This is a genomic window from Rhizobacter sp. Root1221 (genome assembly GCF_001425785.1).
GTDB lineage: Bacteria > Pseudomonadota > Gammaproteobacteria > Burkholderiales > Burkholderiaceae_C > Rhizobacter.
The window spans coordinates 1-17,495 of sequence record NZ_LMDI01000051.1; the positions used below are offsets into that span (position 1 = coordinate 1).

Below are 17,495 nucleotides of genomic sequence, written 5' to 3' on the forward strand. Positions count from 1 at the left end.
ACGACAGCGCCGGGCGCAACCAGCTGCGCTTCGTCATCTCCCCCGAAGGCCGGGTCACCGAGCACCGCTACGACACCTTCGGCAACCGGGTGTCCACGCTGAAGTTCGGTGGCGAGGCCTATGCGGTCGCCGGCTTGGCCGTGACGGCCGTGCCCGCCGAAGGCACGATGGCCTACTGGTCGACGCTGCAGGCCGGTGAAAGCACCCAGCGCACCGACTTCGCCTACGACTTCCGAGGCCAGGTGGAACGCAGCGCGGCCTACGAGCATTGGGAGAACGTGGGCCGGGACATGTCCAAGGCCACGGCGCTCACCACCCGCTACGTCTACGACCCCGCCGGCCTGCTGCTGGGCACCGTGGCGCCGGACGGCGGCATCGCCACGCTCACCTACGACGGCCTGGGCCGCGTGCTGTCGTCCACCGACGTCTTCGGCCAGACCACGCTCAACAGCCACGACGACGCGAACCACCGCACGGCCATCACGCTGGCCAACGGCCTCGTCACCACCAGCACCTTCGACACCGCCGGCCGCCTCGTGTCGGTGATGCAAAGCAGCGCGGCCTCGGCCAACCTCGGCGAGACGAAGTACTTCTACGATGCGGACGGCCGCCTGCTGATGACCCGCGACGCCACCGGCGTCTCCCGCTGGTCCACGTACGACGATGCCGGCCGCAAGGTGGCCGACATCGACGCCGACGGCACACTCACCGAGTACATCTACCACGCGAACAACCTGCTCGCGGCCACCGTCATCCACGCCACGGCCGTGCCCGTGGGCCTGCTGGTCGACCCGGCCACCGGCCAGCCGCGCAACCCCGCGCTCGGCGCCATCCGCCCGGCCGACAACGCCGCCGACCAGCGCGTCTGGCGCCTCTACGACGCGGCCAATCGCCTCGTGCAGGTAGTCGACGCGCAAGGCGCAGTCACGTCCACCGAATACGACGGCGCCTCGCGTGTGATCGCACAACGGCGCCATGCCGTGGCCGTCACCGTGCCGGCGCTGGGCGCCGCGCCGCTGACCACGCCGTTCGTGATCGCCAGCAATGCGGCCGACCGCATCACCCGCACCTTCTACAGCGACGACGGGCTGGTGCTGGGGGAACTGGACGCCGAGAACTACTACACCCAGTACCGCTACGACGCAGCCGGGCGCCGCGTGGCGCAGACGCGGTTTGCTTCGCCGATGGTGGGTACGCTGGTTGATGCGCGGACTGCGCCTGCCGTGGTGCAGGAGGGGGCGCCGTTGCCGGCGTCCGGGGCCTATGTGGTGCAGCGCGTGGATGCGGGGCCGGTCAACGGCTTGCCCGCCACCGTCGGCGATGGTGCCACCGGTGTGTTCGCCGCATCTGCATTGCTCGCGCGCCTGGAAGCGTTCAAGGCGGTCGACGAAGTGGGCGCGTTCCGTGATCTGGTGGCGCTGGTTCGCTACGCATCGCCCACATTGCGGGCGGCGGGGTTCGATGCGGCCGCATTGCTGCGCGGGTGGATCACGGCATTGCCGGCCAACTCGCCCACGCGAACTGCGTTGACATCGCTCGACGTGGCGATGTCGAGCGGCAACTCATTGATCGGCACCAATGCGTCGCAGGTGCTGCTGGGTGATTCGGTCATCAATTCGATCTCTGCCAGCAACGGTGATGACTTCATCGACGGGGGCGCCGGCAACGACCAACTGTACGGCGATGGGGGCGACGACACGTTGCAGGGCGGAGCCGGCGACGACAACCTGACCGGGGGAGCAGGCCGCGACACCTATGTGTTCGGCTGGGGCTCCGGGCAGGACGACATCAGCAACTACGACTACTCGGGCGGCAACTTGGGGCCTACCTCCGACGTTCTGCTGATGGCCGCAGGCGTGGCGCCGTCCGACGTCAAGGTGACACGTTCGAGCACCCAACTCATCCTCAGCCTGCGGGGCTCGGACGACCGCGTCACGGTATCGAACTACTTCAACCAGGAGGGCACGACCTCCTGGACCCTCGGAACCGTGCGTTTCGCCAACGGGACGGTCTGGACGTTCGAGGACATCAAGGCGTTGGCCCTGACGACGACGTCCGACAATGACAGCGTCACGGGTCATGCATCGAACGACCTCATTTCTGGCGGCCTTGGCAACGACACCCTCAGCGGCCAGGGTGGCGCTGACGCGCTGCGCGGCGGCGATGGCAGGGATTCCCTGTCGGGCAACGATGGCGACGACACGCTGCACGGCGGCGCCAACAACGACAGTCTGGCCGGCGACTATGGCAACGACGTGCTGGTCGGTGGCAGCGGGAACGACACGCTGGACGGAGGGGCCGACAACGACACGCTCGACGGCGGTTCCGGCAACGACTCCCTCAGCGGCGGTGGCGGCTCCAACACCTACCTGTTCGGCATCGGCTCAGGGCAAGACTCGATCAGCAACTACAACACGGTCGATGCGGTCGGCACCAATCCTGACACCGTGCAATTCGGCGCCGGCATCCTGCCCGCCGATGTCACGCTCACGCGCGAGTACAACCACCTCGTCGTCGCCCTGAAGTCGTCCGGTGACCGACTGGTCGTCGAGAACTATTTCCATCTGGACGGCAACCACACCTACAACGTTGCGAACCTGCGTTTCGCAGACGGCACCCAGTGGTCCTCTGCCGACGTCAAACTTCGCACACTCACAGGCACGGCGGACCGCGACTCCCTGACCGGCTATGCCAGCAATGACACGTTGGACGGTGGCAGCGGCAATGACTCGCTGGACAGCGCGGCCGGTGCAGACACACTCTTCGGCCGCGATGGCAACGACACATTGTCCGGTGGCGACGGCAACGACCTTCTGTTCGGCGGAAACGACACCGACAGCCTTGTCGGCGGCACGGGGGATGACACCCTGGACGGCGGCACGGGCAACGACGTACTGAAGGGTGGCGAAGGCTCCAACACCTACCTGTTCGGCATCGGGTCCGGCCAGGACACCATCGACAACAGCAACACGGCCTACACCGGCGCCACGCTCAACGTGGTGCAACTCGGTGGCAACGACACCGACAGCCTCGTGGGCGGCCTGGGCGACGACACCCTCGATGGTGGCGCGGGCAACGACACCCTGAAGGGTGGCGAAGGCTCCAACACCTACCTCTTCGGCATCGGGTCCGGCCAGGACACCATCGACAACATCAACACGGCCTACACCGGCTCCACACTCAACGTGGTGCAACTCGGCGCGGGCATCACCGCTGCCGACCTYACCCTCACCCGCTCGGGCATCACGCTCATCGCCACGGTCAATGGCACCGGTGACAGCCTCAGCCTCAACGGGTACTTCAACGGTGACGGCGCCGACCGGGGCAATGCCGCCCACCTGCAGTTCGCCGACGGCACCACCTGGACCACGTTCGGCATCGGGTCCGGCCAGGACACCATCGACAACAGCAACACGGCCTACACCGGCGCCACGCTCAACGTGGTGCAACTCGGTGCGGGCATCACCGCTGCCGACCTCACCCTTACCCGCTCGGGCGCCGCGCTCATCGCCACGGTCAATGGCACCGGTGACAGCCTCAGCCTCAACGGGTACTTCAACGGTGAYGGCRCCGACCGGGGCAATGCCGCCCACCTGCAGTTCGCCGACGGCACCACCTGGACCACMGCCGACATCAAGCTGCGCACCCTCACCGGCGGCGCCGGGCGCGACACACTCACCGGCTACGCCAGCAACGACACGCTGGACGGCGGCAGCGGCAACGATTCGCTGGACGGCGCCGCCGGCACCGACGTGCTGCACGGCCGTGACGGCAAGGAYTCCTTGGCGGGAGGGGACGGCAACGACCAGCTGTTCGGTGGCAACGACACCGACAGCCTCGTGGGCGGCCTGGGCGACGACACCCTCGATGGTGGCGCGGGCAACGACACCCTGAAGGGTGGCGAAGGCTCCAACACCTACCTTTCGGCATCGGGTCCGGCCAGGACACCATCGACAACAKCAACACGGCCTACACCGGCKCCACRCTCAACGTGGTGCAACTCGGYGCGGGCATCACCGCTGCCGACMTYACCCTCRCCCGCTCGGGCACCRCGCTCATCGCCACGATCAAYGGCACCGGTGACAGCCTCAGCCTCAACGGGTACTTCAACGGTGAYGGCRCCGACCGGGGCAATGCCGCCCACCTGCAGTTCGCCGATGGCACCACCTGGACCACCGCCGACATCAAGCTGCGCACCCTCACCGGCGGCGCCGGGCGCGACACGCTCACCGGCTACGCCAGCAACGACACGCTGGAYGGCRGCAGCGGCAACGATTCGCTGGACGGCGCCGCTGGCGCCGACGTGCTGCACGGCCGGGACGGCAAGGACACCTTGGCGGGAGGGGACGGCAACGACCAGCTGTTCGGCGGCAACGACACCGACAGCCTCGTGGGCGGCCTGGGCGACGACACCCTCGATGGTGGCGCGGGCAACGACACCCTGAAGGGTGGCGAAGGCTCCAACACCTACCTCCTGGGCGACGACACCCTCGATGGTGGCGCGGGCAACGACACCCTGAAGGGTGGCGAAGGCTCCAACACCTACCTGTTCGGCATCGGGTCCGGCCAGGACACCATCGACAACATCAACACGGCCTACACCGGCTCCACGCTCAACGTGGTGCAACTCGGTGCGGGCATCACCGCTGCCGACMTCACCCTSRCCCGCTCGGGCRCCGCGCTCATCGCCACGATCAAYGGCACCGGTGACAGCCTCAGCCTCAACGGGTACTTCAACGGTGACGGCGCCGACCGGGGCAATGCCGCCCATCTGCAGTTCGCCGACGGCACCACCTGGACCACCGCCGACATCAAGCTGCGCACCCTCACCGGCGGCGCCGGGCGCGACACRCTCACCGGCTACGTCAGCGACGACACGCTGGACGGCGGCAGCGGCAACGATTCGCTGRMCGGCGCSGCYGGCGCCGACCTGCTCCATGGAGCGGATGGCAAGGACTCCTTGTCCGGCGGTGACGGCAACGACACGCTGGACGGCGGACGTGGTGACGACTCGCTGGACGGGGGCACGGGAGCAGACGTGCTCGAAGGGCGCGACGGCAGCGACACGTTGACGGGAGGAGACGGGAACGACCAGTTGTCCGGCGGCGCCAACGCCGACAGCCTGACGGGCGGTGCGGGGAACGACACCCTGGATGGCGGGTGGGGCGACGACACGCTGAAGGGCGGCGACGGTGCAAACACCTATCGCTTCGAGATCGGTTCGGGCCGTGACACCGTAGACAACACCAACGCCGATGCGGCSGGCGCCAACCTGGACACCGTGTTGTTCGGCGCGAGCGTGCTGGCRGCTGACGTCACGGTCTTCCGGTTGACCAACGACCTCGTGGTCACCCTGAAGCCCAGCGGTGATCAACTCCGCATCACCAACTACTTCACCACGGCCCGCGTCGAGACCCTGCAGTTCCAGGATGGAACCACCTGGAACTACACCACGGTCCAGGCCAACCTGACGACCGCGCCGGTGGGCACCACCCTGTCCGGCACCTCGGCCAACGAGCTGCTCACAGGCGGCAACGGCGCCGACACCCTGGCCGGGGGCGCTGGCAACGACACCCTCGACGGTGGTGCGGGGAACGATTCACTCGATGGCGGCGCAGGCAGCGACACCTACCTCTTCGGGCGCGGGTCCGGGGTCGNCGCTGGCAACGACACCCTCGACGGTGGTGCGGGGAACGATTCACTCGATGGCGGCGCAGGCAGCGACACCTACCTCTTCGGGCGCGGGTCCGGSGTCGACTTCATTTCGGCGTACGACACGACCGCSGGCAAGCTGGACGTCGTCCAGCTCGGCGCGGGCATCACCCCCGCCGACATCCARTTGATTCGCAGCAACGACGTCCTCAGCGTGGTCATTGTCGGCACGGGCGACCGGCTGGACGTCAACGCYTTCTTCGGCTCGGACGTGACCGGCAACTACCGCCTGGAACAAATCCGCTTCGACGACGGCACCACCTGGGATCTGGCCACCATCAAGGCCCGCGCACTCGATGCCACCGACGGCGATGACAGCCTCACCGGCTACAGCTCGGCCGACACCNGACGACGGCACCACCTGGGATCTGGCCACCATCAAGGCCCGCGCACTCGATGCCACCGACGGCGATGACAGCCTCACCGGCTACAGCTCGGCCGACACCCTCCAGGGCGCCCTCGGCAACGACAGCCTCAGCGGCGGCGGCGGCAATGACACGATCGACGGCGGCGACGGCGAGGACACCTTGTACGGCGGCGACGGCAACGACAGCCAGCTGGGCGGAGCCGGCAGCGACACCCTCGACGGCAACGCTGGCAACGACACGCTCGACGGTGGTGCGGGGAACGATTCACTCGATGGCGGCGCAGGCAGCGACACCTACCTCTTCGGGCGCGGGTCCGGGGTCGGCTACAACTCGGCCGACACCGTCCAGGGCGCCCTCGGCAATGACAGCCTCAGCGGCGGCGGCGGCAATGACACGATCGACGGCGGCGACGGCGARGACACCTTGTACGGCGGCGACGGCAACGACAGCCAGCTGGGCGGAGCCGGCAGCGACACCCTCGACGGCAACGCTGGCAACGACACGCTCGACGGTGGCGCAGGCAATGATTCGCTGGACGGCGGTGCGGGCAACGACACCTACATGTTCGGCCGCGGCCACGGGTCGGATNGCTGGCAACGACACGCTCGACGGTGGCGCAGGCAATGATTCGCTGGACGGCGGTGCGGGCAACGACACCTACATGTTCGGCCGCGGCCACGGGTCGGATCGCATTTTCTCCAGCGACACGACGGTGGGCAAGCTCGACCAGGTGCAACTCGCTGCAGGCGTCGTCCCAGGCGACATCCAGCTGCTGCGCACCGGCGACAGCCTGTTCCTGACGATCCTCGGCACGGCCGACCGACTCGAAGTCTACGGATTCTTCAGCTCGGACGTCACCAGCGGCTACCGCATCGAACAGATCCGCTTCACGGCCGACCGACTCGAAGTCTACGGATTCTTCAGCTCGGACGTCACCAGCGGCTACCGCATCGAACAGATCCGCTTCGCCGACGGCACCACCTGGGACCTGACCACCATCAAGGCCCGCGCACTCGATGCCACCGACGGCGATGACAGCCTCACCGGCTACAACTCGGCCGACACCGTCCAGGGCGCCCTCGGCAATGACAGCCTCAGCGGCGGCGCCGGCAATGACACGATCGACGGCGGCGACGGCGAAGACACCTTGTCCGGCGGCGACGGCAACGACAGCCAGCTGGGCGGAGCCGGCAGCGACACCCTCGACGGCAATTGTCCGGCGGCGACGGCAACGACAGCCAGCTGGGCGGAGCCGGCAGCGACACCCTCGACGGCAATGCTGGCAACGACACGCTCGACGGTGGCGCAGGCAATGATTCGCTGGACGGCGGAGCAGGCAACGACACCTACGTGTTCGGTCGAGGATCCGGTTCTGACCGCATATTCTCGAACGACACGACGGTGGGCAAGCTCGACGTGGTGCAACTCGGTGCCGGCATCGTCCCCGCCGACATCCAGCTGCTGCGCGCCAGCGACAGTCTGTTCCTGACGATCCTCGGCACGGCCGACCGACTCGAAGTCTACGGATTCTTCAGCTCGGACGTCACCAGCGGCTACCGCATCGAACAGATCCGCTTCGCCGACGGCACCACCTGGGATCTGGCCACCATCAAGGCCCGCGCACTCGATGCCACCGACCGCGACGACAGCCTCACNTACCGCATCGAACAGATCCGCTTCGCCGACGGCACCACCTGGGATCTGGCCACCATCAAGGCCCGCGCACTCGATGCCACCGACCGCGACGACAGCCTCACGGGCTACAACTCGGCCGACACCGTCCAGGGCGCCCTCGGCAATGACAGCCTCAGCGGCGGTGGCGGCAATGACACGATCGACGGCGGCGACGGCGAAGACACCTTGTCCGGCGGCGACGGCAACGACAGCCAGCTGGGCGGAGCCGGCAGCGACACCCTCGNCGGCAATGACACGATCGACGGCGGCGACGGCGAAGACACCYTGTCCGGCGGCGACGGCAACGACAGCCAGCTGGGCGGAGCCGGCAGCGACACCCTCGACGGCAACGCTGGCAACGACACACTCGACGGTGGCGCAGGCAACGACTCGCTGGACGGCGGAGCAGGCAACGACACCTACGTGTTCGGTCGAGGATCCGGTTCTGACCGCATCTACAGCATCTGGCGCAGGCAACGACTCGCTGGACGGCGGAGCAGGCAACGACACCTACGTGTTCGGTCGAGGATCCGGTTCTGACCGCATCTACAGCATCGACTCCACGGTGGGCAAGCTCGACGTGGTGCAACTTGGCGCCGGCATCGTCCCCGCCGACATCCAGCTGCTGCGTACCGGCGACAGTCTGTTCCTGACGATCCTCGGCACGGCCGACCGCCTCGAAGTCGGCTCGTTCTTCAGCTCGGATGTCACCAGCGGCTACCGCATCGAGCAGATCCGCTTTGCCGACGGCACCACCTGGGACCTGGCCACCATCAAGGCCCGCGCACTCGATGCCACCGACCGCGATGACAGCCTCACGGGCTACAACTCGGCCGACACCGTCCAGGGCGCCCTCGGCAATGACAGCCTCAGCGGCAGTGGTGGCAATGACACGATCGACGGCGGCGACGGCGACGGCGAAGACACCCTGTCCGGCGGCGACGGCAACGACAGCCAGCTGGGCGGGGCCGGCAGCGACACCCTCGACGGCAATGCCGGCAACGACACACTCGACGGTGGCGCAGGCAGCGACTCGCTGGACGGCGGAGCAGGCAACGACACCTACGTGTTCGGTCGGGGATCCGGTTCTGACCGCATCTACAGCATCGACTCCACGGTGGGCAAGCTCGACGTGGTGCAACTCGGTGCCGGCATCGTCCCCGCCGACATCCAGCTGCTGCGAACCAGCGACAACCTGATCCTGACCCTCCTCGGCACGGCCGACCGACTCGAAGTCGGCTCGTTCTTCAGCTTGGATGTCACCAGCGGCTACCGCATCGAACAGATCCGCTTCGCCGACGGCACCATGTGGGACCTGGCGGCCATCAAGGCGCGCGCGCTCGACCCGACGGCCAACGACGACAAGCTCACCGGCTACGCCTCCGCCGAAAGCATCTCTGGCGCCCAGGGCAACGACAGCCTGGACGGTGCGGCCGGCAACGACACCCTGGACGGAGGTGACGGTGAAGACACGGTGGCCGGCGGCGACGGCAATGACGGTCTTCTCGGTGGCACGTCGAACGACAGCTTGACCGGTGGCGCCGGTGACGACACGCTCGATGGCGGCTGGGGCAACGACCGCCTCGACGGTGGGACCGGAAACGACACTTTCGTCTTCGGCCGGGGATCCGGTTCCGACACGATCTACGCCTACGACTCGACAGCTGGCAAACTGGACGTCATCCAGCTGGGTGCCAGCATCGCCCCGGCCGACGTCCAGCTCGTGCGATCGAACGAAAGCCTGTTCATCTCGATCCGCGACACGGCGGACCGGCTGGAAGTGCAGTACTTCTTCCAGAACGACGGCACCAGCGCCTATCGCATCGATCAGCTCCGCTTCGCCGATGGCACCATCTGGGATACCAACGCTCTCAAGGCACGTGCCCTCTACGGCACCCGCAGTGACGACACGCTGACGGGCTACGCATCGGCCGACGAAATCATCGGCGGCGCAGGCGAAGACTCGATTGCCGGCCAGGCCGGCAACGACAGCCTGGCCGGCGCCGGCGGCAATGACACCCTGCAGGGCGACGACGGCAACGACGTGCTGTTCGGCGGCGACCAGAACGACCAACTGACCGGCGGCCTCGGCAACGACTCGCTCGACGGCGGGTCTGGCAATGACTCGATGGACGGCGGTGCAGGCAACGACACCTACACGTTCGGCCGTGGCGCGGGCAACGACACCATCGCGAGCAACGACACCACCTCGGGCAAACTCGACGTGCTCCAGTTCACGGGCGGCGTGCTACCGGCGGACGTGCAGGGGACCCGATCTGGCGACCATTTGCTGCTGTCGATCAAGGGCACGGCCGATCGCATCCAGGTCAACAACTACTTCGGCGCCGCATCCAACCGCGTCGAACAGATCCGCTTCACCGACGGCACCACGTGGGACTTCACCGCCGTGCAAGCCGTCGTGGCGCAAGGAGCGAACTACGGCGCGCAGGTGCTGACGACCATGGCCGGCGCCAGCGACCAGATCGCGTTCCAGCAAGTCGGCAACAACCTGGTGGTGCAGGGTGTGGGCTCGAAGGAGGCCACCACCATCCAGGGCTGGTATGGCCAAACCACGCGGGTCGACCAGTTCACCGCGTCAGGCAGCACCGCACTGCTGGCCACCGCACCGGCCGCCAGCCTGCTCGGCACCGCCAACCGCGGCGCGGACCAGACCACGCGCCTCTTCCACGACACACTCGGCCGCCTGGTGGGCCAGCTCGATGCCGAGAACCACCTCACCGAGAACGTCTACGACAGCAACGGCAACCTGACCAAGACCATCCGCTACAGCCAGCCGGTGCTGCTGGCCGCGGGGGCAACGGTGCGCCTGGGAGAAATCCGTCCTGCGTTCGACACCAAGGCGCAGGTCACCACCCGGGTGTATGACCTGATGGGCCGTGTGGTGGAGCAGACCGATCCCGAAGGCACGGTCACGCGCTTTGCCTACGACACGGTGGGCAACCTCGTGTCCACCTCGCGTGCCGTGGGCACGGCCGAGGTGCGCCAGGTCAACGCGCGCTACGACCTGCAGGGGCGCCTCACGGGCGAGCTGTCGGCCGAAGGCGTGGCGCTGCTGACGGGCGGGCAGACGCAGGGCGAGATCGATGCCATCTGGCAACAACACGGCCTCACGCACACGTACGACGCCGCCGGCCGGCGCACGTCCACGACCGACGCCCTGGGCCACAAGACCCGCTTCTACTACGACACCGACGGCCGCCTCACGCACACGGTCAACGCACTGGGTGAAGTGGAGGAGCGCCGCTACGACGCCCTGAACCAGCTGGCCACCACCCTGCGCCTGGGCACGCGCATCGACGCCGGTGCGCTGGCCGGCCTCGGCGGCGGCCTGGTGGACGCGGCGCTGCAGGCGGCACTCTCGGGCAAGTACAACGCGGCACTCGACCGCACCGAGCGCTACACCTACACCACACGCGGCCAAGTGGCATCCACCACCAACGCGAGCGGCCTGCTCGTGGACCAGCACTACGACACCTTCGGCGACGCCGTGGGCAGCATCACCCACCTGGAGAACGGCGAGTTGGTCGAGCAGACCCGCACGTTCGACCACCGCGGCCTGCAGGTCCTGAGCATCACCAACGACCAGGCCGTCACCCGCACCACCTACGACGCTTACGGCCGCGTGGTCGCCAGCGTGGATGCCAACGGCGCGCTTCGCCAGCAGAACTACGACCGCATGGGCCGGGTCATCCAGACCGTGGACGCCACCGGCAGCGTGCGCCAGAGCACGTGGGATGCGTTCGACCGCGCGTTGACGCAGACCGATCCGCTCGGCCAGACCACCCGCTACGCCTACGACGACACGGAACGCAGTGCCGTGGTGACAACGCCCGAGGGGGTGACGGTCAAGACTGTGCACACGCGCCACGGGCAGACGCAGTCGGTGTCGGACACCCTCGGCGCCACGACAACCTACACGTACGACCGCAACGGGAACCTGACCGGCGCCACCGGCCCGATGGGGGCGGCGAGCAGCAGCGCGTACGACCACGCCAACCGAGTCATTCGCACCACGGATGCACGTGGTGTGGTAACCGCCTTCAGCTACGACGCGGCCAACCGCGTGCTGACACGCCAGGTCGACCCCGATGCGCAGAACCTGACCACCACGTACGAGTACGACGCGCTGGGCCAGCAGTACCGTGTCACCGACCCGCGCGGCGCGCTCACCACGATCGCCTACGACGTGGCGGGCCGTGTGCTCAGGCAGATCGTCGATCCGGCCGGCCTGCACCTGGAGACCAGCTACACCTACGACCTGCGCGGCAACACCGTGCGCATCACGGATCCGGCCGGCACCGTCAGCAACTTCACCTACGACAAGCTGGGCCGCCGCACCGATGAGTTGATCGACGCCAACGGCCTGCAGCTGACCCGGCACTACACACACGACCTGAACGGCAACGTGCTCACGAGCACCGACCCGATGGGCCACGTGACGCGGTATGCGTACGACGTGGAGAACCGGCTGGTATACACGGTGGACCCGCAGAACGGTGTCACCGAGATGGCCTACGACGCCAACGGGCGTGTCACGCGCACCACGCGTTACCTCCGCACCGATGGCATGGCGGGCCTGCCCACGCCGGCCAGCCGGCGCGAGATCGCCACCCGTGTGATCGCGAGCCCCGGCCAGGATGCGCTGGAAGCGCGGCGCTACGACCGCGATGGCCGCGTGCGGTTCACGGTGGACGGCACCGGTGCGGTGGTGGAGTTCAAGTACGACACCCGGGGCAACCTGGTCGAACGTGTGGGCTACGCCAACACGATCACCCTGGCCACGTGGGACGGCCGCAGCGACCCGGTGCCGGTGGCCGATGCCACCCGCGACCAGCGCGTGCGCACGGCCTATGACGCGGCCAACCGTGCCAGCCACGTGGTGGACGCGATGGGCGCCGTCACGGCGAACGTCTACAGCCCGGGCGGTGACCTCATCCGCCAGACGCAGTACGCCAGCCCGATCGCCGCCAACGCGGCCCCGGACAGCGTGGTGCCGGGTGCATTCGACCGGACCACCCGGTTCGAGTACGACGCTGCCGGCCGCCTGGCCTGGACCGCCGACCCGGAAGGCGGCGTGACCCACAACGAATACGACGCGAACGGCAACCTCGCGCGCCAGACGCGCTTCGGCAAGGCCGTGACGGCCGGCGAGGCGCCGAGCGCCGTGCACGCCAACGAGGCCCCCAACCGGGTGACCACGTTCCAGCACGACCGCGCCAACCGCACCACCTTGACGGTGGACGCCGAGGGGTACGCCACCGGCAACACCTATGACGCGGCCGGCCGCGTCAAGTCGACCACCCGCTACGTGAACCCGTCCGCTTCGGGCGCCCAACCGGCGCCGAACGCGGCCGACCAGACCACGCGCTACGAATACGACGGCGTGGGCCGGCTGGCCAGCACCACGGATGCGCTGCTCCACGTCGAGCGCTACACGTACAACGGCCGCGGCGACAAGATCACCTTCGAGAACAAGAAGGGCAGCATCTGGGAGTACACGTACGACGCCGTGGGCCGCCTGCTGACGGAGAAGGCCCCGGCGGTGGACATCACCACGGTGGGCACCGATGGCCGCGGCGACCTGTACGAGTCCATCACGCAATCGGTGCAGCTCGTCACCACGCTGGCGTACGACGGCCTGGGCAACCTGCTGAGCCGCACCGAGGCCACGGGCCTGGCCAAGGAACGCACCACCACGTACGGGTACGACGCCGCGGGCCGCCAGGTGCGGGTCACGCACCCGCCGGTGGCGGTGTACAACGAAAGCGCCAGCGCGGTGGCCGCCAACGGCGCCACCGGTTCCGCCACGCGGGTCGAAACCACCCGCACGTTGAGTACCCAGACCTTCTACGACACATTCGGCAACGCCGTAGCCAACATCGACGTAGCCGGCAACGCGAGCTTCAAGGTCTACGACCTGGCCAACCGCGTGCGCTACAGCATCGATGCGATGCGCTACGTGACGGAGTACACCCGCAATGCCTTCGGCGACGCGACGTGGACCACCCGCTACGCCACGGCCATCAGCGGTCTGCCCGCGCAGCCCACCACCGCCACGCAGGCGCCCAAGGCCGCGTGGGTGCAGGCAACGCTCGCCCCCCTGCCCCACACGGCGGACCGCAAGATCAACACCGAGTTTGACCGGCTGGGTCATACGGTCGTGGTGCGCGAACCCCTCGCTTACACCTACGACAGCACCACGGGCACCTCCGGCAACGCCCAGAAGGTGACCCGCAACGAGTACAACGCCTTCGGCGAACTCGCACGCACCGGGGTGCTTCGCAGCGGCGACGAGGCCAGCGGCACCTGGGCGTGGACGTACCAGTACCACGACGGCCGCGGCCTGCTCACCGACACCGTCGACGCACTGGGCTACCGCACCACGCAGACCTACGATGCCCAGGGCAACCTGGCGTCCGTCACCGAGTTCGCCGCCGCCCTGTCGGCGGGCACGTGGAGCGTGAGTTCGCGTGGCACACCCACGACCCATGCCAACGACCGCAAGACCACCTACATCTACGACCAGCTGAACCGCAAGGCCAGCGAAACCCGGGTCGGTGTGGCCGTCAGCAACGCGGCGCAGGCGATCGCCGGCATCGCCGCGGCGGCCAACACCACCACCAGCTACGCGTACGACGCGGTGGGCAACCTGACGCGCACCACCGATGCGCTGGGCAACAAGACCTACAGCTACTACGACGCCCTGGGCCGGGTGACGGCGGTGGCCGCGCCCACACGGCCGGGCGCGGGCAACACCGCGCTGACCCCGCTGTCGCTGTTCCGCCGCGACGCCTACGGCAACGTGGTGGTCAAGGTGGACCTGGCGCTCGGCGCGCAGGGTACCGTGGGCGAGTTCACTGGGGTGTCGACCGGCAGCCAACTCGGCGCGCTCGTCGGCAGCTTCTCGGCAGACGACCGCACCACGCTGTCCGACTACGATGTCCACGGCCATTCCGTGCAGGTGACGGATGCAGCCGGCTACAGCACCTTCACGTCGTACAACGAACGCGGCCAGGTGGCCAAGACCTGGCAAGGTGTGACCTCGGGCACCGCCAATGTCGTTGACGGCAAGCTGGTGGCCGACAGCACCGTGTTCAAGGTGTTCCAGTATGACGCGCTGGGGCAGCTCACGCACATGCTCGATCCGGGCGTGGCCACCACGTTGGCCACGCAGGCCGTGTCGAGTGTCGGCACCGTGTCGTCGGGCTCCGGGTCGAGCAGTTCGGGCGGCTCGTCCGTCAGTGTGTCGATGCCGGCCGGTTCGGCGCAGTACCTCTACCCCACCACCGGCACAGCCGTGGCCGCCGCTCCGTCGGTCATCGACACCGGACTCAAGTACAACGCCTTCGGCGAGGTGATCCGCAAGGGCGTCAACGGCGGCGACCAGGAGTACTTCGACTACGACAACGCCGGCCACCTGTGGCGCACGAACACCGGCGATGGGGTCGACAAGATCTACCTGCAGGACCGCCAAGGCAACACCACGGCCGAGCTGCGCAGCGCCGGAATGGCTGGCGACAACGCGGACCTCAAGACCCTCACGAGCGGCGCGCAAGCGGATGCCCTCACCACGCTGCGCCGCACAGAAACCCTGTTCGACGAACTCGGCCGGGTGAGCGGGCAGCGCGGGGCGGCACGCTCCGCGCCACAGGACGGGGTGTCGGTGCAGAACCAGTTCAGCACGGCCACGGTTACCACGTCGGCAACCACCGCCATGCCCTCGTCGGGCGCCAGCAACACGTCCTGGGTTGGCGCGAACCAGATCGACATCGCCTGGCCGGACCTGCTGCGCCTGGGCACGGGCGAAGTGCGCGTGACGATCGAATACACAACGATCGCACAACGTGTCGGTCCGATGAAGACCGACGCGCAAGGTCAACCGTACTACGACGGCGCGTACACGCCTGTCGAGAACCGCTCCCTCTCTGCCGACTACACCGCAGAACAAGCAGGAGACGGCGTCTCCATGGTTTGGCGCGAGTCCAGCGCCGTGCTCTTGTCCACCGCGCCGGACGGCACACCGACATACCGCGCCGGTGGCGTGGACACGGTGAGCCGAATCATCGTCTCCAAGAAGGACAGTGCCGGCGTCTGGCACGTGGTCAGCGACGGCGCCCCGGGCGCCGCCACGAACGCCGTGGAAGTGGCCGCGCCTGCGGATGGCGGCGCGGCGATGAGCCTGGTGGTGCGCGTGGCCGGCTCCAGCGATGCGTGGACCACCATCCCGGGCACGCCGGTGCGTTATGGCGACACGCTGCGCTACCCGTCCACCGCGCTGCCGCCGGGCACCTACGAGTACCAGCTCACGTCGAGCCTCTGGTATGCGTGGCAAGGCCCGGCCACCACGCGCACCGGTGTCATCACGATCGGTGGATCGGGCGAGCCGGGCACGGGCAGCAATACCGCCGTGCGTCCCACGGTGACCCAGATCACCGACCGCTGGGGCAACGTGGTGTCGGTGTCCGACCCCCGCTACGCGGGCTGGAACACCACCTACACCTACAACGCCAACAACCAGATCACCTCCGAGCACCGCTGCGCGACCTGTTCGCCCGCGCGGCACGCCACAACGACCTGCTGCTCGCGGGCCTGCTGGNGACGGCGAGGATGAGCGCGATTTCCATGGGTACTTTGCACCCCGGTGCGCTTTGGCGACACGCTGCGCTACCCGTCCACCGCGCTGCCGCCGGGCACCTACGAGTACCAGCTCACGTCGAGCCTCTGGTATGCGTGGCAAGGCCCGGCCACCACGCGCACCGGTGTCATCACGATCGGTGGATCGGGCGAGCCGGGCACGGGCAGCAATACCGCCGTGCGCCCCGCCATCACGCAGGTCACCGACCGCTGGGGCAACGTGGTGTCGGTGTCCGACCCCCGCTACGCGGGCTGGAACACCACCTACACCTACAACGCCAACAACCAGATCACCTCCGAGCACAAGCCGGACGGTGCCGACTCGTTCGTGTACTACGACGCGCTGGGCCACCAGGTGGCCACGCGCGACGCCCGCGGCAACGTCAACGCCCAGGCCTATGACGCCGGCGGCAACCTCGTGGCCGAGCACCATGCCGATGGGGGCATCGTGCGCCACGGCTACAACGCCTTCAGCGACAAGGTCAGCACGCTGAGCGCCGAGGCCGAGCGCCTGGGTGCGGCCGGTGTGCCTCTGCGCTTCGCCTACGACAAGATGGGCCGCCTGGTGGAGACCGACCACGGCCTGCTCGAGGCGTGGACCGTCAACGAGCTGATGCAGACTGCCCACACGGTCACGCGTATCCGCGACTTCAGCAGCTACGACCAGGCCGGGCGCAAGCTGAGCCAGACCCTGGGTGCGGGCGACAGCGTCGGCGGAGACACCGTGCGCTACAAGTACGACCTCGCTGGCCGCGTGATCGAGACCACGCAGGCCGGTGGCGACGCGTTCAAGCTGCGCACGGTCTATGACGTGTTCGGCCACAAGGTGGCCGACATCGACCAGAACAACTTCCCGGCCCTCTCGAGCTTCGACTACTTCGGGCTGCTGCTGGACCGCACCGACCTGGGCGGCGCGCGCATCCACTACACCTACGACCGGGCGCGGCAACTGCTCAACACCACGAACAGCCGCTACGCCAATAACGTGCAGATCGTGTACGAGTACGACGCGGCGGGCCAGGTCATCAAGGTCACGGACCGGTCGCTGAACCAGGTCACCGAGTTCGCCTACGACCTGGCCGGGCG

5 protein-coding genes and 5 pseudogenes are annotated in these 17,495 nt (G+C 68.2%); all 10 read left to right on the forward strand.

The features are described 5' to 3' along the window. Positions 1-290: 290 nt before the first annotated feature. Positions 291-3,869: pseudogene (locus tag ASC87_RS33390) on the forward strand (calcium-binding protein); the annotation flags it as partial. 125 nt (positions 3,870-3,994) lie between these two features. After that, on the forward strand, positions 3,995-5,657 hold a 1,663-nt coding region (locus ASC87_RS33910; protein ID WP_369820791.1), incomplete at its 3' end, for a calcium-binding protein. A 1-nt stretch (position 5,658) separates the two neighbouring features. Next, positions 5,659-6,058: pseudogene (locus tag ASC87_RS33915) on the forward strand (calcium-binding protein); the annotation flags it as partial. Between the two features lie 31 nt (positions 6,059-6,089). Beyond that, positions 6,090-6,668: calcium-binding protein (locus ASC87_RS33920; RefSeq protein WP_369820792.1), on the forward strand; the 579-nt coding region annotated here is incomplete at its 3' end. A gap of 1 nt (position 6,669) precedes the next feature. Next, positions 6,670-7,242: pseudogene (locus ASC87_RS33925) on the forward strand (calcium-binding protein); the annotation flags it as partial. A gap of 50 nt (positions 7,243-7,292) precedes the next feature. Then, positions 7,293-7,735 (forward strand): calcium-binding protein (locus ASC87_RS33930; RefSeq protein ID WP_369820793.1); only part of this gene is annotated, 443 nt, incomplete at its 3' end. Position 7,736: 1 nt separating this feature from the next. Beyond that, a pseudogene (locus tag ASC87_RS33935) lies at positions 7,737-7,998 on the forward strand (calcium-binding protein); the annotation flags it as partial. Position 7,999: 1 nt separating this feature from the next. After that, a pseudogene (locus ASC87_RS33940) lies at positions 8,000-8,294 on the forward strand (calcium-binding protein); the annotation flags it as partial. After that, positions 8,200-16,371 (forward strand): calcium-binding protein (locus tag ASC87_RS32220; RefSeq protein ID WP_369820794.1); only part of this gene is annotated, 8,172 nt, incomplete at its 3' end. The pseudogene ASC87_RS33940 and the gene ASC87_RS32220, both read left to right, overlap by 95 nt. Positions 16,372-16,416: 45 nt before the next feature. Beyond that, a partial coding sequence (locus ASC87_RS25950) for a hypothetical protein (RefSeq protein ID WP_157604366.1) occupies positions 16,417-17,495 on the forward strand: 1,079 nt, incomplete at its 3' end.